This is a genomic window from Prolixibacter sp. DSM 2831 (assembly GCF_056493735.1).
Genome location: NZ_CM151379.1, coordinates 4,771,454 through 4,794,301, shown reverse-complemented (window position 1 = coordinate 4,794,301; position 22,848 = coordinate 4,771,454). Strand labels below are relative to the sequence as shown.

16 protein-coding genes are annotated in these 22,848 nt (G+C 44.8%); 9 read left to right on the top strand and 7 right to left on the bottom strand.

Features of this window, described 5'->3' with window-relative positions:
* Positions 1-244: 244 nt before the first annotated feature.
* Positions 245-1,945 carry a Na/Pi cotransporter family protein gene (locus tag AC060N_RS19815; protein WP_479525232.1) on the top strand — a complete coding sequence of 567 codons (1,701 nt, stop codon included), beginning with the start codon at positions 245-247 and terminating at the stop codon, positions 1,943-1,945.
* Positions 1,946-2,003: 58 nt separating this feature from the next.
* Here the strand turns inward: AC060N_RS19815 and AC060N_RS19810 are convergent, their stop codons facing one another.
* From AC060N_RS19810 to dxs, 5 genes are all read right to left on the bottom strand, one after another.
* Positions 2,004-2,426 (bottom strand): bactofilin family protein, encoded by a 423-nt coding sequence (locus AC060N_RS19810; protein WP_106540778.1) that lies wholly within the window; start codon positions 2,424-2,426, stop codon positions 2,004-2,006.
* 254 nt (positions 2,427-2,680) lie between these two features.
* Positions 2,681-2,866, bottom strand: coding sequence for a 50S ribosomal protein L32 (rpmF, locus tag AC060N_RS19805; RefSeq protein WP_106540777.1), 186 nt, complete (start codon positions 2,864-2,866; stop codon positions 2,681-2,683).
* A gap of 16 nt (positions 2,867-2,882) precedes the next feature.
* Positions 2,883-3,413, bottom strand: coding sequence for a YceD family protein (locus AC060N_RS19800; RefSeq protein ID WP_479525231.1), 531 nt, complete (start codon positions 3,411-3,413; stop codon positions 2,883-2,885).
* Between the two features lie 82 nt (positions 3,414-3,495).
* Complete coding sequence (locus AC060N_RS19795; protein WP_479525230.1) at positions 3,496-4,689, bottom strand: sensor histidine kinase; 1,194 nt, start codon at positions 4,687-4,689, stop codon at positions 3,496-3,498.
* A 110-nt stretch (positions 4,690-4,799) separates the two neighbouring features.
* Complete coding sequence (gene dxs / locus AC060N_RS19790) at positions 4,800-6,740, bottom strand: 1-deoxy-D-xylulose-5-phosphate synthase (RefSeq protein WP_479525229.1); 1,941 nt, start codon at positions 6,738-6,740, stop codon at positions 4,800-4,802.
* 131 nt (positions 6,741-6,871) lie between these two features.
* Here dxs and AC060N_RS19785 point away from each other — a divergent pair, with 131 nt between their 5' ends.
* Entirely contained in the window at positions 6,872-7,816 is a 945-nt protein-coding gene (locus tag AC060N_RS19785) for an OmpA family protein (RefSeq protein ID WP_479525228.1), read from the top strand.
* A gap of 43 nt (positions 7,817-7,859) precedes the next feature.
* Here the strand turns inward: AC060N_RS19785 and AC060N_RS19780 are convergent, their stop codons facing one another.
* Both AC060N_RS19780 and AC060N_RS19775 read right to left on the bottom strand, forming a co-directional pair.
* Complete coding sequence (locus tag AC060N_RS19780; RefSeq protein ID WP_479525227.1) at positions 7,860-8,648, bottom strand: histidinol-phosphatase HisJ family protein; 789 nt, start codon at positions 8,646-8,648, stop codon at positions 7,860-7,862.
* 12 nt (positions 8,649-8,660) lie between these two features.
* Positions 8,661-10,103: a glycoside hydrolase family 32 protein gene (locus AC060N_RS19775; RefSeq protein ID WP_479525226.1), complete on the bottom strand. Its 1,443-nt coding sequence runs from the start codon at positions 10,101-10,103 to the stop codon at positions 8,661-8,663.
* Between the two features lie 318 nt (positions 10,104-10,421).
* Here AC060N_RS19775 and AC060N_RS19770 point away from each other — a divergent pair, with 318 nt between their 5' ends.
* From AC060N_RS19770 to AC060N_RS19740, 7 genes are all read left to right on the top strand, one after another.
* Positions 10,422-11,015 (top strand): LON peptidase substrate-binding domain-containing protein, encoded by a 594-nt coding sequence (locus AC060N_RS19770; protein ID WP_479525225.1) that lies wholly within the window; start codon positions 10,422-10,424, stop codon positions 11,013-11,015.
* A gap of 38 nt (positions 11,016-11,053) precedes the next feature.
* A complete protein-coding gene (locus tag AC060N_RS19765) occupies positions 11,054-13,528 on the top strand; it encodes a T9SS type A sorting domain-containing protein (protein ID WP_479525224.1) in 2,475 nt (824 codons plus the stop codon).
* Positions 13,529-13,595: 67 nt separating this feature from the next.
* Positions 13,596-14,861 carry a peptidase U32 family protein gene (locus AC060N_RS19760; RefSeq protein WP_479525223.1) on the top strand — a complete coding sequence of 422 codons (1,266 nt, stop codon included), beginning with the start codon at positions 13,596-13,598 and terminating at the stop codon, positions 14,859-14,861.
* Positions 14,862-14,867: 6 nt separating this feature from the next.
* The gene (locus AC060N_RS19755) at positions 14,868-16,148 is read left to right on the top strand and encodes a hypothetical protein (protein ID WP_479525222.1); all 1,281 of its coding nucleotides are present in this window, start codon (positions 14,868-14,870) and stop codon (positions 16,146-16,148) included.
* 98 nt (positions 16,149-16,246) lie between these two features.
* A complete protein-coding gene (locus AC060N_RS19750; protein WP_479525221.1) occupies positions 16,247-19,021 on the top strand; it encodes a hypothetical protein in 2,775 nt (924 codons plus the stop codon).
* Between the two features lie 156 nt (positions 19,022-19,177).
* Entirely contained in the window at positions 19,178-21,286 is a 2,109-nt protein-coding gene (locus AC060N_RS19745; protein ID WP_479525220.1) for a hypothetical protein, read from the top strand.
* A 73-nt stretch (positions 21,287-21,359) separates the two neighbouring features.
* Positions 21,360-22,775: a DUF5723 family protein gene (locus tag AC060N_RS19740; protein WP_479525219.1), complete on the top strand. Its 1,416-nt coding sequence runs from the start codon at positions 21,360-21,362 to the stop codon at positions 22,773-22,775.
* Positions 22,776-22,848: the final 73 nt, after the last annotated feature.

Genomic DNA, 22,848 nt, shown 5'->3' with positions numbered 1-22,848 from the left:
ATCCCCGCGAAATTAGTGTTTAATTGACTGAATTGAAAAGAATATGCCATTTTACTTGTCATGCTGCTGAGAGGGTTAGGCTAAATGCCAAGGTTTTACCTAATAAGGAATCGGAACAGTCAATTTTGATAGAAATGATGGAGATGAAAATATTTCTTTGCCATTGGGTAAAATTTGTTTCATTCGCTTTTCAGTTTTGTATCAAAACCTTTAAATTCGGCACAGCCTAACCCCCTTTACCAGAATGATGAACTACGGATTTGTTGATTTCCTAAGGCTACTTGGCTCGCTGGCTGTTTTCCTTTTCGGGATGAAGCTGATGAGTGAATCGCTGCAAAAGGTAGCGGGCAATAAACTGCGCGCGATTCTCGCGTCGATGACAGCCAACCGTATGCGCGGAGTTTTAACCGGCATCCTTATCACCACCCTCATCCAATCCTCTTCGGCAACCATTGTTATGATTGTCAGTTTTGTGAATGCAGGACTGCTTTCGTTGCTCGAATCCATCAGTGTGGTAATGGGGGCGAATATCGGTACAACCGTGACGGCCTGGATTATTTCCCTTTTCGGATTTAAGTTCAATATCACGCAAATAGCTTTGCCGATGGTCGGTTTAGCCTTGCCGGTATTATTCTCCCGCGTTCGTTCGCGTAAATCGTGGGGTGAACTGGTGATGGGCTTTGGCTTGCTGTTCATCGGACTCGAATTCCTGAAAACTTCTGTGCCGGATGTCAGCAGCAATCCCGAAGTGTTGGGCTGGTTGTCGCAATATGCCCACATGGGTTATCTGGGGTACATTCTTTTTATGCTCATCGGTACATTACTGACCATTCTGATCCAGTCGTCCAGTGCGACAATGGCGCTGACGTTGGTGATGTGTAACAACGGATGGATTAATTTCGATATGGCTGCGGCCATGGTGCTTGGTGAGAATTTGGGGACGACCATTACGGCCAACGTAGCGGCATTAGTGGCTAATACCAATGCACGAAGAGCTGCCCGCGCACATCTGTTCTTTAACCTGGCCGGGGTGGTTTGGATGCTTATCATCTTTCCCTTCTTCCTGAAAGGAGTCGCTTTTCTGACCGAAGACCTGGGCGGTGGCAATCCGTTTGAATCGAGTAATGCCATTCCCGTAGCACTGGCGCTGTTTCACACCTTGTTTAATGTGCTGAACATGTTGCTGCTGATAGGTTTCACGAAGACGCTTGCCCGGATTGTAACCCGTTTGGTTCCCGAACGGAAAGCCGAGGCAGAAAGTGCGTTTACGTTGCAGCACATAAAAATTGGACTTCTGTCTACGCCGGAAGCATCGCTTTACCTGGCACGCGAAGAGATTTCCCTCTTTGGTCAGCGGGTTTCGAAAATGTTTAAGGATGTACAGGAGCTAATGACCGAAATTCCTGATAAGAAATTTGAGCTGCGCTTCCAACGGCTGGAAAGTGAAGAGAAAATATGCGACGGCATTGAGATTGAAATTGCCAACTACCTGACGAAAGTGGGAGAGACGCGTCTGAGCGTGAGAAATTCCAGGGTGCTGTCATCGATGTTTAAGTTGATTGATAACATCGAAAGCATTGGCGATTCGTGTTATAATATTGCCAGAGCGTTTAACCGGGCGCATCAGCAGCAAATCACCTTTTCGGGAAAGCCGCTGGAGAATCTGGAGATTCTGTTCAGCCTGGTGGACGACACGATTCAAATCATGGAATTCAATCTGAAAACCGAAGACCGGGTAGATGCTTCGGTGGCCCGGAAAAAGGAGGAAGAGATCAACGTATTCCGAGATATTCTGAAAACAGAACATCTGGAGAACCTGGAAAAAGGAATGTACAACTACCAGAAAGGCAGTATTTACAACGACATTTTCAACGAATGTGAACGGCTGGCCGATTATGCCATCAACGTTTCGGAATCGCTTGAATCGGTAAGCGCCAACCTCTGACAAATAAAAATCCCCGGAAGTATTTTCCAGGGATTCAATTTTTTTGTGAAAGCAGCCTTTACTTGTTTTCTTTCGGCTTGGCTTCCGGTTGTACCGGAGCAGACTGAGCTTTCGGAGCTGATGCTGAACCAGAGCCAGCACTTCCCATTGAACATTTCCCGGTAAACTGAGCTCCCGGCTCAACCGATAATTTGCCCATGGTCAGGTCGCCGTTAATAACGGCAGTGTTTTTCAATGTCATCAGTTCCGAAGCAAAAATTTCCCCTTCAAGATTCCCCATAATATCGGCTAAACGGCAACGAACGGTTCCTTTTACCTTGGCATCGGGACCGAGTACTACCCGACCTTTGCATTCCAGATTCCCCTCCAGTGCACCGTCGATTCGAATATCACCATCCGATTTGATATCCCCTTTAATCATGGTATCTTTTGCAATCGTGTTCAGTGCTTTCACTTCGTTTTGGATGATGGGTTTTGCCATTTTCTTCGGTTTTTACGTAAACAAATTGTCTTGACTTTAGCCGATGAAGATAATAAAAGCCAACAAGTTTTGAAACTGTTCGTGAACAGTATTCTTCTAAAAATCGAAAGGGAGGCGGATATTTATCAATAAAATGAAGAATGGGGGAATACCGCGGGTGTAAAAATAGAAAGGCCTTCCTGAGCACAGGAAAGCCTTTCTAAAGCCATGAAAAAACCAAATAGACAGAAAGAAAATTCTTTCTGCTATGGAAATCAAACAGTAATTTCTTTTTCAATAACGAGTTTACCCCTGTAGTGGCCGCACTCATTACATACGGTGTGATACTTTACAGTAGCACCGCAGTTTGAACAAGTTGCCATGGTAGCAGGAGTTGCTTTATAATGCGTTCTGCGCTTATCCCTTCTCGTTTTCGACGTTTTGTGTTTCGGATGTGCCATTTTTAATCAACTTTACTTAGTTACCAATAATCTTTTTCAAATCATTCCATCTCGGATCGATGGGTTCATCGCCGTCTCCGGGATGATCGTATTCATCGAGCTTATCCAGCATATCCGGGTCACAAGTGCTTTCGCCGTTTTCATCATCCGGATGAACATGTCGCACCGGTAAGCTCAGAACAATAAATTCATATATCAAATGACCTACCTCTACCTGATGATCATTCGGGTGGAGATACATCACTTCGTCATCATCTACCTGCGGCTCTTCGCTGAACTTCACGTAGAGCTTAAAGTTGCCGTCCAGCGGCTGGTCGTAATTGTCCAGGCACCGGTCGCAGATTAACTGAACGCTTCCAGTTAATTTAAAGCCAAGCGATAAGTAGGTTGTCCGTTTTTCGAGTTCTACCTCGATATTCACTTCACCTCTTTCAATCTCCGACTCTTCAAACTCCCTGAAAAAGCGCTCGCCAGCTTCGAACTGGAACTGATGTTTTCCCTCCTTCAATCCTGAGAAAGGAATAATATAGTTTTTCAGGTATTTCACAACCTTCCTTTTTTAGCTTTGCAAAAGTATAAATTTTTAATATACCACAGAAAAAAACCTGATAATTTTGAAATTCTTAATATTAAACAGGTTGAGTGATTTTCTCGGTCAGGTTTTCGTTGGAGTGAAGAACAATGCGGAACGTGGTTCCTTTGTTTATCTCCGAGTGTTTGACAGATATATGTCCGTTGTGGTAATTTTCGATAATGCGCTTAGCCAGCGATAGTCCTAGTCCCCAGCCTCTTTTCTTGGTCGTGTACCCCGGGCGGAAAACCTCTCTGAAACTGGTTTTCGGAATTCCTTTTCCTGTATCGCTCACATCAATGTAAAGCTCCTCGGGGGCTACATACAGCGAAACATTGATTTCTCCTTTTCCCTCAATCGCATCGATGGCATTTTTGCACAGATTTTCGATGACCCAGGAAAAAAGCGATGTATTCAGCGGGATCATAATTTCCTGAAAAGGATTAAAATTTGAGGTGAACAGAATCCGTTTTGGGCTTCTCTTCTCGAGATATTCAATCGAGTTAGCCAATACTTCAACTACGTTGGTTTCGGTCAATTCCGGCGCAGATCCAATTTTCGAAAAGCGTTCGGTAATCCGGTTGAGTCGCTCGGTGTCCTTGGCAATTTCGGACACGATTGATTCATCCACATTTTGCATACGCAGCAATTCCACCCAGGCCATCATCGAGGAGATGGGCGTTCCCAGCTGGTGGGCGGTTTCTTTAGCCATTCCTACCCAAACACGGTTTTGTTCCGAAACACGCGAAGCACTGAATGCAATGTAAGCAACCAAAATGAACAGGATGAGAATGAGAAGCTGAACCAGCGGGTAATACCGGAGCTTCTTCAACAAAACGGAGTTACTATAGTAAATAAGATTTTTTTTGCCAGATGAAATAGGAATAACGATGGGCGGATACTGCTTTTTCATGTTAGCCAGTACCTGTCGCAGTTTTTGCTGCTTGCCCGGGCCGTCAGCAATTTCCAGGTTCCGGTCATAGAGAATACTATCATTCTGGTCGGTGACGATGATGGGAACGGTTTGGTTGTTTTCCACTACATCGAAGGTAAAAGCCAGTTCGGCGCCCGAAGAATTATTCGATTCAGCCAGGCGGTGTGTTGCCTGCGCCCACAATTCTACTTTTCGGTGTTCCTCCTGCTTTAGCTTATCGACTAACGTTTTGGTATAGATAAACGTACCGATGCTGATAAGAAAAGCAAAGCCCAGTAATACTCCTTTAAAATTCCGGTTGCTGAAAAATTGAAACAAGGTGTTAGTTTTACAGTGTGCTCCGAAGATAGAAATTTCCTGATAAGAATCGGTTTTTCAGCCGAAAAGAATATCAGAAAGGAACTTCCGGATTGCTTTTGTAAAAGCCGTTATCCTTTCATCATGTTGCGGACTTCGCGGCAAATTCCGTCACTGTCGAAACCACATTCGCTGTAAAGCTCTTCCGGCGATCCCTGATCGATAAACCGGTCGGGAATTCCCAAACGTTTTATCCGGCCCTGATATCCATTTTCGAACAGATACTCCATCACCGCACTACCGAATCCGCCGTTAATCACACCGTCTTCAACCGTGATGATTTTGTCGAACTGCTTCATAACTGAATCCAGAATTTCGGTATCGAGCGGTTTCGCAAATCGCATGTCGTAATGTTGCACCGAAATACCTTCTTTGCTGAGTTCTTCGGTCGCTTCTTTAGCAAAATTCCCGGGGTGACCGATACTCAGTATGGCGATATCAGTTCCATTGGCAATCTCTCTACCTTTTCCTACCGGGATTTCGGTGAGCGGAAGTTCCCATTCCAGGTGAACTCCTTTTCCTCGCGGGAAACGTATGGAGAACGGTCCCTTATCAGGAAGTTGAGCCGTGTACATCAGGTTCCGCATTTCAATTTCGTCCATGGGTGCCGAAACCGTCATGTTCGGGATATTTCTAAGATAAGCCAGATCGAATACACCGTGGTGGGTCGCACCGTCGGCGCCAACCAGGCCGGCCCGGTCGAGGCATAAAACTACGTTCAGGTTTTGCAGCGCCACATCATGAATAATCTGATCGTACGACCGCTGCATAAATGAAGAGTAGATATTACAGAACGGAACCAGGTTGTTGGCTGCCAGTCCGGCCGCAAAGGTTACGGCATGCTGTTCCGCAATCCCTACATCGAAAGTCCGGTCGGGAAACTTTTCCATCATCCAGTTCAATGACGAACCGGTAGGCATCGCCGGAGTGATGGCCGTAATTTTTTCATTCTTTTCGGCTAATTCCACAATGGTTTTACCGAAAACATCCTGGTATTTCGGTGGCGATGGTTTTAATGGTAAATCAACAAACACTTCGCCTGTACGAATATCGAATTTTCCGGGAGCGGCGTGCCATTTGGTGGCATTTTGTTCGGCCGGAGCAAAACCTTTACCTTTTTTGGTGATAACATGCAGAAGTTTCGGGCCTTCGATGTTGCGCAAATCGGCCAGGATTTTCACCATGGCATTCACATCGTGTCCGTCGACAGGTCCGAAATAACGGAATCCGAACGATTCAAACAGGTTGCTGTTCCGCAACAAAACCGACTTCAGAGCATGCTGATGTTGCTGCAACACCTGGCGGGCTTTGGGACCTACTTTGTTCAGTTTTCCCAGAATTTTCCAAACGTCACTCTTCAGCCGGTTATAGGCCGGCGAAGTTTGCATCTGGACCAGGTAGTTATTCAGACCTCCTACAGCCGGATCGATGGCCATGTTGTTATCGTTCAGAATAACCAAAATATCAGAGTTGCTGGTAGCGGCGTTGTTCAAGCCTTCGAAAGCCATTCCACCGGTCATGGCGCCATCACCGATAACGGCCACTACTTTACGATCGACTTCGCCTTTTATTTTGGCGGCCAACATCAAACCAAGCGCTGCCGAGATGGAGGTAGACGAGTGACCGACCCCGAAAGAATCGAATTCACTTTCAGCAATTTTCGGGAAACCGCTGATACCCCCCATTCGTCGGTTGGTATGAAATTTCTTCCTTCTTCCTGTTAAGATTTTATGGCCATACGCCTGATGCCCCACGTCCCAAACCAGTTGGTCGTAAGGTGTTTGGTATACGTAATGAAGAGCGACTGTCAACTCAATCACTCCCAGACTGGCTCCAAAGTGTCCGGGATTGGATGACACCTCCCGAATAATATAATTACGCAGTTCCGTGCAAAGATCGGGAAGTTCCTTCTCGCTTAATTTGCGCAGATCTGCCGGATATTCAATTTTTTCCAGAAGCTGAGTTTGCGCTTCTGCCATGAACTGAGACACTATCGTTATATGATTTTCCAACGGAACAAAGTTATAAATTAATCCCTATTCGGGATATACGAAGCAGATGCACTACTTGTTTGTGAAGTGCATGGTCTTTCATTATTTTTACTTCGACGATTTGATAATACAAATATATGACAAGGATAGATATGAGAAACTTTCGTGTTATGCTTCTGGGCACATTATTAACGATTTTCGTGCTGCCTTCTTGTGTCTCAACCAGTGAGTTTAACCGGGTAAAAGGTAAACTGGACGAATGTGAGGACAGCCAGTTGCTGTTAAAGCAGAAGCTTCAGGATATGGAGGCCAAGGCGAATGAGGCCGGTTCGAAAGCCGATCAGCTGGAGGCTGAAATGAAAAAGATGCAAGCCGAACGAAGTTCACTGAAAGATGAGCGGGACAATCTGACTCGCGAAGTGAAGCGGTTACAGGACACCAACGCTGATTTAGAGAAACAGATTTCCGCTGTAAAATCAGGGAGTAGTGATGAGATTTCGCGGTTGTTGACGAATCTGGAATCGGCAAGAGCTGATTTGGATGCAAGAGAAAAGAAACTGGCGGAAAAAAATCAGAGGTTGCAACATCTGGAGAACCTTCTGGCCAGAAAAGACAGAGCGGTGAAAGACTTGAAGCAGAAAATGCTGGATGCGTTAACCGGTTACAAAAAATTGGGAATAAACGTTACCGAGAAAAACGGTCAGGTGTATGTTTCGATGGCCGAGAAGTTGTTATTCCAGTCGGGGAAATATGCTGTCGGTCAGCAGGGGCGGCAGGCGTTGAAGAAAATTGCCCAGGTATTGGCTGCTAATCCGGATATCAATGTGTTGGTGGAAGGCCATACAGACGATGTTCCGTTGCGGGGAACCGGAGCGATAAAAGACAACTGGGATTTGAGTGTTATGAGGGCAACGGCTGTTACGAAAATACTTTTGCAGGATGCTAACATCAATCCGAAACGGATTACAGCCGCTGGTCGAAGTAAATATGTGCCGGTTGATCCAAGAAATACACCAGAAGCACGTCAGAAGAACCGGCGTACAGAAATTATTTTGACGCCTGATTTGACCGAATTGTATAAGCTCCTATCGAATTAATGATAGTCATAAAAAAGTCCCGGTTACTGCCGGGACTTTTTGTTTATAGCGGTTCTTCAATCCTTTGTCGTTCTTGATAGCGTATTAAATTTCGGTATCCCAATTCTTTTAACATGATTCGGGCATCATCAAAATAGCGTCCGATTTGCTCTGCCTTGTGGGAATCGGAACCCAGCGTGACCGGGACTTTCGCTTTGTATAACTCATTAAGAAATTCCTTTCCGGGAAAGAATTCGCCACAAGGACGATCAATACCACTCGTATTGACTTCAAATGCAACTCCCGATTGGGCGAATACTTTTGCTGTTTTCTTAAAAAGTCCGTTTTGTTTGCTCTCGGGCCAAACCCTGAATTTCTTAATCAAATCGGGATGGGCCATGGTGTCAAAAAGACCTGACGAAGCTGCTTTTTGCAGTTCGGCAAAATACCAGCGATAGAGGTAGTCGTTGCTGAACTCCCCGTACCGGCTGCGGTCGGAATCGTAATTCCAGTTGTCCAGAAAATGAACAGAACCGAGGACATAATCAAAAGGAAATTGCGCTAGTTCTTTCCCAATTTCTTCTTCCTTGTCAGGGAAATAGTCCACCTCTACACCCCAAAGAATCTGAATCTGGTCCCGGTATTTTTCCCGTAAGGCAGTCAGTTTCTTCATCATTGGCTCCAGGCCATCTGCTCCCATTGCCCATGCACATGGCTGTTTGATGCAGAAATGGTCAGTAAATCCGATTTCTGAAAATCCTTTTTTAATTGCCGCTTCCACCATTTCCTCGTGGCTGTTCTTGCCGTCGGACAGGAGAGTGTGCATATGGTAATCGAAGCGGCTCGTCATCATGTTAAGATTGAGTTATTCTTTCCAAATGGATTTAATTTCGTGTACTTCGAGCGAGTCGACCATGATTTCACCACCGCGTGTCCATAGTTCCATGTCATCTGCTTTTTCGGCAGGAGTGAAATTGTCAGTGATGACTTTTTCACCATTGTTGGCAAAGATTTCGATCGATGCCCGATCGACCAGAATATCCAGTTTGATTTTGTTGTCAATCGGAGCCAATGGCATTTTCGAACCCAAACAGGTCAGTACTTGGTTACTTACATCGTAAGCAATCTGCGTTCCCGGTTCTTTCCGCGATTTTCTGACGGTAATTCCGAACGCATTGGATGTTTTGACATCGAATACACCGGTGATGCGGAAGGATTCACTGCGTATTCCACTGAGAAGGTTGTTGTTCTTCAGGCCCGGGATGATGTTCTTGTCGGTTTTATCCATTTTCTTCCCGTAAAGGGAGGAAATTTCCTTGACCGGCGTTCTGACAATGCGTGGTCCCTCGGTTGTCGATTTCAGCGAAAGCACAGTAGGGAACGACATTTGTCCGGTGAAAGGCATGCCGGGATATTTGCTTTCCCTCATCCAGGCAATTTGAATTCTTTTGCCGTTCGGCGTATTGGACCAGGTTTGTGTGGCATAGAAATTTTTTCCGTAGTCAAGTACCTTTTTCCCTGACTCAGGAGTGAAGTGCTTTCCATCAAATTTGCCCAACATGTATGAGCCATCGCCGCCCAGGAGTGCCCATTTCATTTTGGTGCTGTCGCCATCCAAAGGCAACGCGAAAAGATCGGGACATTCGTAGTAACCGGTTACATGACTTTCGAAAGTCCAGTGGACCAAGTCGGTGGAGTTGTAAATGGAAATTCCTTCTTTCTTTTTATCGGCTCCGGGCATACGGTAGAGAACCATGACAAAGGTTTTGCCCGGCTCGTACCAAAAGACTTTCGGATCGCGGGTTTCTTCTCCCGGCGCTTCCGGAATAATAGGATTGCCAGCATATTTTTTCCAGGTACGTCCTTTGTCGTTGCTGTAGGCCAAACGTTGACCGCATCCACGGCTGGTGTAAAATGCCAGTAAGGTTTTGTAGTTTCCTTCCTGTAGGCCGGTTACATTGTTTTTGTCGACAATAGCCGAGCCGGACCAGGCGGTGCATTTTACTTTATCCTTCGAATCGTTGTCGGGGTAAATGGCTATAGGAAGATTTTTCCAATGAACCAGGTCGGTGCTGACAGCATGCCCCCAATGCATGTAGCCCCATTCGTTCCCGTTTGGGTTGTATTGGTAAAACAGGTGATATTCACCATCGTAGTAAACTAATCCATCGGGGTCGTTCATCCAGTTTTTCTCAGGAGAGAAATGAAACTGAGGTCGGTACAATTCGTCATACGTCTTTACCGGTCTTCCGGAAGTCAATAATAGGATACCGGTAACTAATGCGCACATGCTAAGGAACTTTGCCATTTTAATCAAATTAGGAGTGGTAATGCGTCCGGAAAATTTCCGGTTTAGACAAATATACACGTTCCAGCATTTTCCTGAATAAAAAAGCGGGAGTAAATATTTTTTAGGTAATACAGAAAGAGTAATTGACTTTTGATGACAATTTTAGGGCTGAAAATACGTTTTTGTTTACAACGCAGAAGAAGTTGTGAGTTCGCTGAAATTGAATTTTCTTCTTCGGATTTGCGTTGAACACTTGTGCTGAATGCTACAGGAAGAAGGTGAAATTCAACCTTTGCAATGTCATTTTGTTTATAAAAATGAAGAACCGCATTTGACATGAACGATATTCAGACATATCCCATATTTCCGTTGAGTGTATTTGCATTCCCGGGAGAGGAGTTTGAGCTCCATATTTTCGAGGAGCGCTACAAGCACTTGGTGAATGATGTCATGGAGTCGCATCAAATGTTTGGAATTCCGTATGTGTTAAATGGCGAAACACAGGATCGCGGCTGTCTGGTTCGGATTGAAACGGTGAAGAACCAAACCGACAACGGTGAAATGGATATTGTGGTAAAAGTAGTGGAGTTAGTCAATTTTCTGACCCGAAGCAGTTCTCCATCGAAATTGTACATGGAAGGAAATGTGGAGTTGCTCCATTTTGAAGATACAAAGCCAGGGCCTCGGTTATTGTTGCTGTATCATCGTTTTATGCTGATGCGTGACGAAGGAAAGGAACCGGATCCTTTGGTTAGTAATAATATTTTCGAATTGGCAGCCCGGTTGAAAATACCATCTAATCAGAAATTCAGCTTCATCGACGATCAATTACCTGAGCATTTTGAACGTAACCTCACCAACTTTTTAACGCTACAAATTCAAATTGAGTCCATGACGCAGGAAATGGGTTCAAGATTTGTATTAAATTAGGAGCCTGATTTTAATTAATTAACCTAAAACTAGGGCTAATGCCAAGACGCCTTACTTTACTAATCGTACTGGCCTTTTTTTTGATAGCGGGAAATAAGGCTTTATCAAAAGATTTTAAACACCGCTTCCTGGGAAGTTATGCGGTATGTTATAAGAGTGATTCTGTTCGCAAAAGTTTTGTCCCTCCACCCAATGCTTTCCTGAAATCTGCAACAGCAAACTCTACATTTGATTTGGAATTGATTGGTTTTAGTCAGGAAGCGGCTGATGCATTTCGTTATGCCGTGAGTGTCTGGGAGTCAATTTTAGACAGTCCTGTGCCTATTCGTTTGCGAGCTACGTGGACTTCGCTAGACAAAGGAGTACTTGGTTCGTGTGGTCCTGCGACCTATTATCGCAATTTTGACGGCTCTCTTCGCGAAAACACGTTCTATCCAGTCGCTTTGGCAGATAAGATGTCGAATCAGGATTTATCCGGCAGTACGTCCCCTGATATGGTTGCTCGTTTTAACAGCGATAATACGGAATGGTATTTTGGAACAGATGGAAATACACCTTCCAACAAATACGATTTTGTATCAGTCGTTATTCACGAAATTGGTCATGGTTTAGGAATAATAGGGTTTGCCTCGGTTAATAGTTCGAATATTGGTCAAATTGGTGATGACACAAATCTTTTTCCCGGAATCTATGATGTCTATGTAAAGAATTTATTGGGACAGCAGTTAATTGATGACAGTTATTTTGCCAATCCATCGTCTGCGTTATACAGTCAATTTACCAGCAATGCGTTGCAATTTGACAGCCGGTTAGCCCGGGAAGATTACGATGGCACAAATCCGAGGTTGTATGCCCCTTCGACCTGGAATGATGGTTCCAGTTTTTATCATTTAGATGATGCCACCTACCCAGCGGGTTCAGTCAATGCATTGATGACACATGCTCTTGCATACGGAGAAGCTAATCACGATCCGGGGCCTTTACTGGAAGCGATGTTGGCAGAGATGGGATGGAAATATACCTATATCATACATACCCCTGTTGCAGATTATGATTATTTGCCCAGACAGGTTCCGGTAACAGCAAAAGTCTATGGTGATTATGGCATTGATGCCTCGACCATCAAGCTTCATTATTCAATGGATAACTGGAAGACACAGACAATAGCCACCATGACGGCAACCGGTAATCCTGATGAATATTCTGCCAACATTATTATACCGGCCTTGGGTACGAAAACAGATTACTATATTACGGTAACTGATTTGCGGAATCGGAATTTTTCGCGGCCGATTCATGCTCCTACAGATTATTATTCATTTTATGTGGGAGAAGACACGACACCGCCTTCTGTAGACCACGTACCTGTTCAGTTTGTCTTCTCCTCCGCTGATTCAGCCTATATGGAGGTGAAAGCAACCGATAATATCGGGGTCAAATCAGTGGATGTTGAAATGAGGTTGAATAGTGCTGATTTTTCAACTACTTCTTTACCGGCTTTATCTGATTCAACTTATGGTGGCAATGTGGCACTCCCATCCGGTTTGACACCAAATGATTTGCTTGAGTACCGTATTGTGGCAACTGATAAATCAACTAACAGCAATCAAACCGTTCTTCCTGCATCTGGGTATTACACAATCTCGATTGAATCGATCCTGGCGGCAGTTGATTATTATGAAAACGACTTTAATACAGCTACTACCGATTTTGCTGGAAGCGATTTTACTGTGATGAAGACTACCCTGTTTGATGATGATGCACTTCATTCGCCACACCCTTATGATAGTCCGGAAGGTGCAGCTCCTTATTTTAATTATATTTCCGTGCTACGTGTGCCGGTTATTCTGAATGCGAATACAGAAATTGCTTTTGATGAGGTTGTATTAGTAGAACCTGCTGCAACTGATGCTGTTTTTGGAGATGCGGATTTTTACGATTATGTGGTAGTTGAAGGATCAAAAGACGGGGGACGAAACTGGAGCCCGATAGCACCGGGGTGGGATTCGTCAGATAATGACACTTGGTTGACTGCCTACAATAAGAATATTTTGGATGGAAATTCATACACATCCGGAAGTAAAGATATGTTTAAACGCCGCGTGCTCAATATGACATCAGCAGCCAACTTTTCACCGGGTGATACCATATTAGTCCGCTTCCGGTTATATTCGGATCCTTTTGGTTGGGGCTGGGGCTGGTGCATCGATAACCTCCTGATTGGTGACAACGTAGATGTGGCAACGATTCCTCTCTCGCCGGGTGATTTGCGGCTGTATCCTAATCCGGTTCACGATCAGATGCAGCTGGAACTGGATTTGGAAAAACCGGTTGATTCGGGAAATATTGTTGTGTACAATTATCTTGGTCAGCGAATGTACAACCGGCAGGTGTATCCGGTCGATGGCAGGCTGACCGAACAGCTTGACTTTTCCGCATATCCTCCGGGAATGTATTTGGTCAACATCGAAGTGGGTGGTCGACAGATTTCCCGGAAGGTGATCAAGCGATAGCCGTATGTAAAACATCTTGCTGATCAAGGTGGGAATTGTACCTTTGCATCAGTTTCTTAAAACGGTTATGGAGAGAAAAGATGTGGAAATTATGGCTCCGGTCGGGTCATACGAATCGTTAATGGCAGCCATTCAGGCTGGTGCCGGATCGGTCTATTTCGGTGTTGAAAAACTGAACATGCGGGCCCGGTCGTCGCACAATTTCACCATCGACGATTTGAAAGAGATTGTTTCGCGTGCCGAAAAGGCTGGTGTCAATACTTACTTGACGGTTAACACCGGTATTTTCGATGATGAGTTGGATAAGATTAGTGAGATTATAGCGGCAGCTAAAGCAAACGGAGTTTCAGCTGTAATTGCTTCCGACATGGGCGTGATACAGATGTGTCGCGAGCAGGGCGTAGAGGTACACATGTCAACGCAGGTGAACATCACCAATTACGCCGAAGTAAAGTTCTACTCGCAGTTTGCCGATGTGATGGTTCTGGCCCGCGAAATGACACTGGACCGCGTTGCTGAGATTTCAAAACAGATAGAAAGGGACGATTTGAGAGGCCCTTCCGGGAGACGTATCCGGCTGGAGATGTTTGTTCACGGTGCATTGTGCATGGCTATCTCCGGAAAGTGTTATCTTTCATTACACGAAATGAATTCCTCGGCCAATCGGGGAGCTTGTATGCAAACCTGCCGTCGGGCGTACATTGTTACTGATAAGGAAACCGGACAGGAGCTGGAGATTGACAATGAGTACATCATGTCACCCAAGGATTTGAAGACCATTCATTTCCTGAATAAGATATTGGATTCCGGTGTGTCCGTGTTGAAAATTGAAGGCCGGGCACGAAGTGCAGAATATGTGAAAACGGTAGCCGAATGTTATCGTGAAGCGGCAGAAGCATATTTCGCCGGAACATTTGGGCAGGAAAAGATTGATAACTGGGATAGCCGGTTAAGTACTGTTTTCAACAGAGGATTCTGGGACGGTTACTACCTCGGTCAGCGCTTGGGTGAATGGAGTCACAATTATGGTTCGCGGGCAACTAAAAAGAGGATGTACATCGGTAAAGGAACCAACTATTTCAGCAAACTGAAAGTGGCGGAGTTCAAAATGGAATCTCAAAGCCTGAAAGTTGGCGACGAAATTCTCATTACCGGCCCAACAACCGGTGTCGTACAAATGATTGTTCCGGAAATCAGGGTTGAGGAGAAGCCGGTTGAAGAAACCCGGAAAGGCGAGTATTTCTCGATGCCGATGGAAGTAAAAATCAGACGATCTGATAAACTGTATAAAATAGTGGATGCTTCGGAAGTGAAATCCGGGCGACCGAAATAATGAGTTATGCATAACCTGAAAAAACTAAACCTTCTTTTTTTTCTGTTCATTGTCGCCTTTAGTCAGCTAAAGGCGCAGGATACGCTCCGCGTGATGCAGTACAACCTGCTGAATTACGGTAAAGATGTTTATTCGTGTGACCAGCAAACGAACAATCGCGATGATAAAAATGGTTATCTGAAGACATTGTTCAGCTATTATTTGCCGGATATTTTCACGGTAAACGAAATGGATGGTGATGAAGCTGATGTCAAATATTTGCTCGACAATGCACTGAACGCTGACGGGCGCACGCAATATGCCCAGGCTGATTTTTCAGGAACCTACCTGATCAACATGTTGTATTACAACACCAATAAGCTTGCGCTGAAATGGCAGGGAAGACTGGTGCTGGGAAGTAACGAACGTGATGCCAATTTCTATCGGCTTTATTATAAATCGCCCGATTTGGCCGATGGTGCTGATACCGTTTTTATCAACTATGTGGTGGTGCACCTCAAGGCTGGCAGTGAAGCTTCCGATATCAGTACCCGTGCAGCGGAAACGCAAGATATCATGGCCGAGTTAGAGCAGATGGGCTGGAATGGCAATGTCATCTTCTCGGGCGACTGCAACTTGTACAACAGCGACGAGCAGGCATACCAGAATTTAATCGCTCCGTCCGATGTTTCTTATAGCTTCTACGATCCGATTGGACAAGAAGGAAACTGGCATAGCAATTCAACTTTTGCTCTTTATCATACCCAATCAACACATTCTGTCAGTGGTTGTGCTTCGGGCGGCGGTATGGATGATCGATTCGATTTTATTCTGGTACAGGAAGATTTGCTGAACAATACCAAGAACCTTTCATACAAAGAGGGAAGCTACAAAGCCATTGGGCAGGACGGAGAGCATCTCAATAAATCGCTGATTGACGGTGCCAATACCATATATCCCCCAGAATTGGTTAACGCCCTTTACAATAACTCCGACCATCTTCCGGTGACCATGCAATTGGTCGTAGACCAAACCGCTACCGGAATTAATGATATCGCAGATATTGGTGTTCGGTTGTTGGGCAACCCGGTTTCAGGTTTTATTAAACTGGAAGTTCAGTCGCAGTTGCCACAGTTCGGTTACCAGTTATTTTCCATCTCGGGCAACGCAGTGAAGAGCGGCGTGGTCTACCCTTCGAGAGGCACGACGGTGAGTATTCCTACCGGGAAATTGCCGGCGGGTATTTATCTCCTGAAGCTGAAGATTTCGGACAGGGCTCCGGTTACTTTCAAAGTTATTTTACAGTAACCTTCTTCGGATCGTTCCCTGAATTGTTGACGTTGTAGGTTATTGTATTTATTTTTACATAACATTTTCTTGCGAAGAAATCAGATAACGTTCAATTTATGGGTAAAAAAGGTCTGGGAATCGTTACGGGATTAATCATTGTAGGAATATTTATCGGTTGGTACTATTTCAGCCGCGAGTCGCGCTATATAGGTACTTCAGCACTACGAGCTGTCCCGGTAAACTCTCCGTTGATTATCGAAGCCCGCAATATTTTCGCCTTTACGGGAGATATTCAGGAAAACCCGATGTGGCAGGATCTTTCGGAATTACCCGGATTTTCAGATATCCAGAGTGAGATAACCTATGTCGATTCGCTGTTCACGGCCAATCGCGAAGCCAGGGAATTGTTCCGGAATAAACCTTTGGTAATGGCGCTCGGCTTCGAAGGAAAGGATAGCTTTAATCAACTCTATTTAGTTGAACTGGATGATATCTCGGAAAAGAATATCATTAACCAGTTTATCCGAAAAGTATTAGCTCCCGATAATGCTCAGGTTACCCATCGAAAGTATGATCACGTTCAGGTGAACAAGTATGTTTGGAACCAGAAGGGCAAGCAGCATAAATTGGTTTATGCCTTCCATAAAGGAATTTTCATTGCCGGAGAGAATCCGGTAAAAGTGGAAGAAGCCATTCGGCAGCTCAATACTTCATCGTTGCTTGATAAATCACATTTCCAGAAGGTGTATAAAACAGCCGGTGCGAATGTCGACATGAATTTCTACATCAACTACCAGACATTTCCGCGCTTGTTATCGCTTTGTACCAGCGAACCGGTGGCCCATGCGCTGCGCGGTTTTAACAATTTCGCTACCTGGTCGGAGATTGATATGGAGATGAAGCAGGACGAACTTATGCTCAATGGGTTTACCTATACTGATGACTCTGTCAATAATTACCTGAACATATTTTTACATCAGCAGCCACAGCGATTTCGCATGGAAGAGGTGCTTCCGGCAGAAACCAGTTTCATCCTGAGCTTTAACCTGAGCAATCCGAATGTCTTCTTTAAGGACTACGAGAAATACCTCGATCGGGCCGGCAACTATTATGCTTACGAAAATAAGTTGGGTGCTGTTAAGAAATCTACCGGGCAAAACCCGCAAGAGGTGGTTAAGAAGCTGATAGATAAAGAAATCGCCATGGTGTATACCCGCGGCAATCCGTCGCAACCAGACGAAAACCGGTTCCTGGTTATGCGAGTACACAGCAGGAATCAGGCGGAGAAGACCATACGGGAAATGATCGGACACTGGGCTCGGCTCAACGGCAAGTCACTGAATGACTATGTTCGAACATATCATGTCGACAAGCAAACAGCCTACCCAATTTACAACATGCCGGTTGATAATTTTGGCGAGCGGGTTTTCGGTCCGATTTTCAGGCCGGTTCCTACGCGGTATGTTTCGTTTGTGGGCAACTACTTGGTGATGGGGGATTCCTATCGTTCGCTTTCTGGCTTCATCAAAGATTATGTGTTGCAAGAGGTATTGAAAAACAATATTCGTTACCAAGAATTCAGCGATCGGTTATCGCAGCGCTGCAATTTTTACATGTGGTTTTCTCCAGGAAGGGCTTTGCCGTTTTTTAAAGATATCATTCATCAGGAGATCAGTCAGAAACTGGAGCCGAAGTTGGAGCATTTGTTGAGGCTTGAAGCCTTTGGTTGGGAGTTCGGTCCCGAAAATGGGATGATATACAACAGTGCATTGTTGCGATATAATCCGAACCTGCGTGAAAGGCCACAAACCGTTTGGTCCAGCCATCTGGAAACGGATATTCAGTTTAAACCGCAGTTTGTCATCAACCATTACGACCGGGCCAACCGGGAGGTGGTTGTTCAGGATACTGACAATAATTTCTATCTGATTAATAAAGAAGGACGGGTTCTTTGGAAGATCAAATTGCCGGGTCCGATTATGGGAGACGTATACCAGGTTGACTATTACAAAAACGGAAAGTTGCAGTACCTGTTTAACACGGCAGGTGAGTTACATTTGATCGATCGGAATGGCAACTATGTGGCAAACTACCCGATAAAGCTTCGCGCGAAAGCGACCAATGGCGTGTCAGTATTCGACTACGATCACAACAAGAATTACCGGTTCTTTATTGCGTGCGCCGATCACCACGTGTATTTGTACGATAAACGGGGCAAGCTAATTCCGGGCTGGACATTTGGCAAAACCGAGCATGAAGTGACGCAGCCGGTACAGCATTTCAGGGTCGGTACCCGCGACTATATTGTTTTCTTCGATAAAAACAGAACCTATATCGAAGACCGGAAAGGAAATACCCGTGTACAAAGTAAAGCGCAATATGCACATTCGATGAACAATAATTTTGTGCTGGAGCCCGGAAATGGGAGTCACGCGGCCCGCCTGGTCGGAACAGATGAACACGGGAAGGTTTATTTCCTCTATTTTAATGGCGATTATCAAACAAAGGAGATCGAGAATTTCAGTCCCTCGCATTATTTCATGTACGATGATATGAATGCCGACGGGAAAAATGACTTCGTTTACCTCGACGGGAACGATTTGACAGTATACGATTCGGACGGTCAGAAGATGTTTAGTCATCACTTTAAAGAAGCACCTGACAGGGCCCCACAGATTTATGCTTTTTCGGCTAACAACAAGAAGATTGGAGTTGTCAATCCGAAGGAGAATCTGATTTATCTTTTTAACAAAGATGGAAGTTTGTACAACGGTTTTCCGATGGCCGGTAATTCCCGGTTTAGTATTGGTTTTTTTACTTCCGGAAGTCAGCATTTTAATTTGGTGGTAGGTTCAGCCGACGGATTTTTGTACAACTATTACGTCCAATAGTCTTTAAGGAAATTTTAAGAGAATTTTTTTCGAGTTTCTTCGTTATAAAAATGGCGAGTGTCTTTTTATGCGCATATCTGCAGATGTACACTTTTTAGATAGCAAAGACAAAACAAGTAAATAGTAGCATAAAACTCTTAAGGGAAAATTTAATACATGAAGCATATGTTTGGGAAAAAGAAATTGTGGTTCCTCGTCGTATTGTTGGGAATCGCTCTGTTGAATTCGTGTAGTACCGGCGAATTCAATTTCGACAAAATGGCCGGTCCGGTCAACTGGAAACCTGCACTTTATCTTCCGTTGGCACACGGTAATTATACTGTTCAGGATTTTGTGGATAAAATTGACGATCCGGACTCTTTACTACAGAGTGATTCAAACAACCTTCTGCACATTATCTACACTGAGGATTCGATTTATCAGTTTGATGCTGCTGGCATGGTAAATTTTCCGGCCAATCAAACAATTCAGTCCGATGCTGTAACGGTTGACTCTGTCCAGTTGGCGGATGCCAGTTTTACCAGTGCTGTAACGCTGGATGCTTTAACATTAGCCGTTCCGTCTCTTACTCCGTTGAGGGCTTACGATGGTCAAAGTGCTCAGTTTCCGTCGGCCAGTGCGAACAACGCGGGAAGTTATTACCCGACCGGATTGAATAGTTTCCAACAGGTGACCTTCCAAAACGGGACACTTTCGTTAACCATGGTCAACAACTATCCGGTTGAGGTCTCAGCAACCTTTACCCTGGTTGACCCGAATAATCTGGGCACTTCACTGCAATTTGTTTTCAATAATGTGGCCTCAGGTGGAACGCAGACCCAGACTGTTTCGCTGGCCAATGTAAGTTTATCGGATCAACTTCATTTCGATTTGACTAGCTTCTCCACTCCGGGTTCGACAACGGCAGTTCCTATCCGGTTAGCCGATGAACTGCAGTTGAATTTCCAGATCACCAATGCTGTCCTCTCTCAAGGCTCGGTTATGATTCCTGATCAGGACGTGAGCAGTACTTCGGGTGAGTACACGTTTAGTGTTAATGGTCTGAATAATCAGCCGGTGAAAGTATTCAAAACGGAAGTAAAATCAGGAGTATTGGCGGTTGACGTTAACAGTACTGTTGCAGCGGCAGGCAGAGTACGAATTGAATTACCGACAGCCACGAAAAATGGTCAGCCGGCAGTCTTCGATATACTGACCGACGGAACACAAATCTCCTATCATCAGGAGTTTGATCTTTCGGGTTATACCATTGACCTGACGCAGGGAGCCAATCAGAATTACAATGTATTGCCCTATACCAGCTCGGTTCATTTATTCAAATCGACCGGCTACGTAAATATTAACCCAACTGATCAGGTTTCTTTTTCCGCTGATATGAATAATATCCAGGTAGGATACATCGAAGGTGATTTGGGACAGGAATCAATTACTATTGATCCGGGATCTTTTCAATTCAATATTGGAGGACTTAGTAACTTAAACGGGAATGTGCAACTGCCCAATCCGAAATTGAGTTTAAAAGTAACAAGTTCAGTTGGAGTGCCTGCTACATTGAATGCCAATTTTAAAGGCTACAATACCGATGGTCAAACAGCTGATTTGAATCCTTCGCCGATGCCAGTTCCTTATCCTACATCGCGTGCAGCAGGAACTATTACCGACACCATTACCTATGATAATACCAACTCCGATATCGTGAATTTCATTTCGCTTCCACCGGATGATAAAATCGAATATTCAGGTACCGTGTCATTCAATCCGAATGGGGCAGCTGACCCGGCTACGCCAAATTTCATCACAGATCAATCGAAACTGATGGTCGGATTGATGGCGGATTTGCCATTGGAAATCCAGTCGCAGGGATTTGACATTAATGACACGCTGGATGTGAATATGGACAATGTCGACCAGGTTGACAGTGTTACTTTGGTGATGAACATTACCAATGGTATTCCGCTCGATTTCCAGTTCGAGATGGCATTTATCGATACCCTTTCGGGAACGCAATATGGAAACCCAATCAGCTCGGAAACAATTTCAGCTGCCCAAACCGACGAGCAAGGTAATTACCAGCAGCCGACTATCACACAAACGGAAATTGTGTTATCTCCTGAGCAGATCAATGACCTGAATCAGTCAAATGGAATTGCGCTGAGGGTTCATCTGGCGAGTCCGAACCAAGGATTGACGCCGGCGCGAATTTATTCCGATTCGCCGTTAAATGTGAGTTTGGGAGTAAAAGTCAGAGCGAACCTGAATAATTAGGTGGTGCTCTTCAAACTTCCTGAAAAGGAGATAGTAATGTCATTCGATTCTGTAAGTAACAACTGAGAACAAAATGAAGTATCTGAAAAACAATATAAGATTCCTGGTGCTGCTGTCCGTTTTAGGACTGGTGGCAGGAAACGCCCATGCTCAGCCGAATACCATGTACCACATGAAAAATATTTCGCAGACATGGGAAATGAACCCGGCGAATACCGGAATTGAGAGTGGCTGGCATTTTAGTATGCCAGGTTTCTCGAGTGTTGATCTGAACATGAACACCAACGGATGGAGATATTCTGATTTGATCCATCAGGGAACCGGGCAGTACGCCGACTCACTGATTGTCGATCTGGACAAGTTTTATAACAAGTTGGACGACTCCAATTTCATGTTCGAGAAAACCAATTATTCTTTTTTCACGCTTGGTTTCCGAACAGGGAAGAATGTTTTTAATCTGGCTGTTACCGAGAAGGAATTTGCCAACGCATTCTTTGGCAACAACCTGGTGGCTTTGGTGAAAAACGGAAATGCTCCTTACCTCGGATCATCTTTCAATACTGGCTCCTTCGGGTTGAACGGTATCCACTACCGTGAACTGGCGCTTGGTTATGCCTACGATTTGAATAAGAAGGTGACGCTAGGTATGACCGCCAAAATTTTATTTGGTATGGGAGCTGCGCAAAGTAAGGATATCAGCATGTCGGTTCAGTCACCGGGCGATGCTTCATATCTGAATGTAGAAGGTACCGGTCAGTTGAACGTTTCCGGACCTTTTAATTTCTATACGAGTACTGATGGATTAGTCGATTCAGTCGATACTCATTTCGACGGAAGTTATATGACCAACACCGGAAATATGGGATTTGCCGTTGACCTCGGTGCAGTATTCAAGCCAACCGATAAGGTAACACTTTCGGCCAGTATCATCGACCTGGGAAGTATCGGCTGGAAAACCGATGTAACCAATTTGACGCTGAACGGTCAGTTCAACTACGAAGGGGTAAATATTGACAATTCATTGAATAAAAACGATCCGAATTACAAGTCGCCGAGTGATGCATTCAGCGATTTGGGCGATTCAATCAAACACGCATTCAGCATCGACAATACCAATAATAGCTTCAGTACGGCTATTCCTGTAAAGGTATACATTGGTGGAAGTTATCGTGTTAATCCGAACATTGAGGTTGGTGGTTTGGCGCGTGCCCGGATTTACAACAGCCAGGCAAGCCTGTCGTTTACCGCTTCCGGAAATGCTTACTGGGGCGACTTCTTCAGTCTTTCGGCCAGTTATTCGGTTATCGAAGGTTCGTACGCAAACCTGGGACTAGGTGTTGGATTGCGTGGTGGACCGGTACAGTTCTACATGGTAACCGACAACGTACTGACGGCTGTGAATCCGGCTGATGCCTCCAGTTTAAACCTTCGTTTCGGACTCAACTTCTTAATCGGTTACAATAAAGAGAAAAATCGTGGGCCGATTTAACAGAAGCTCCACATAAGTTGATTCGCTCAACGGGCAAAGGTCGAAAATAATTTATATTTTTGACCTTTGCTTT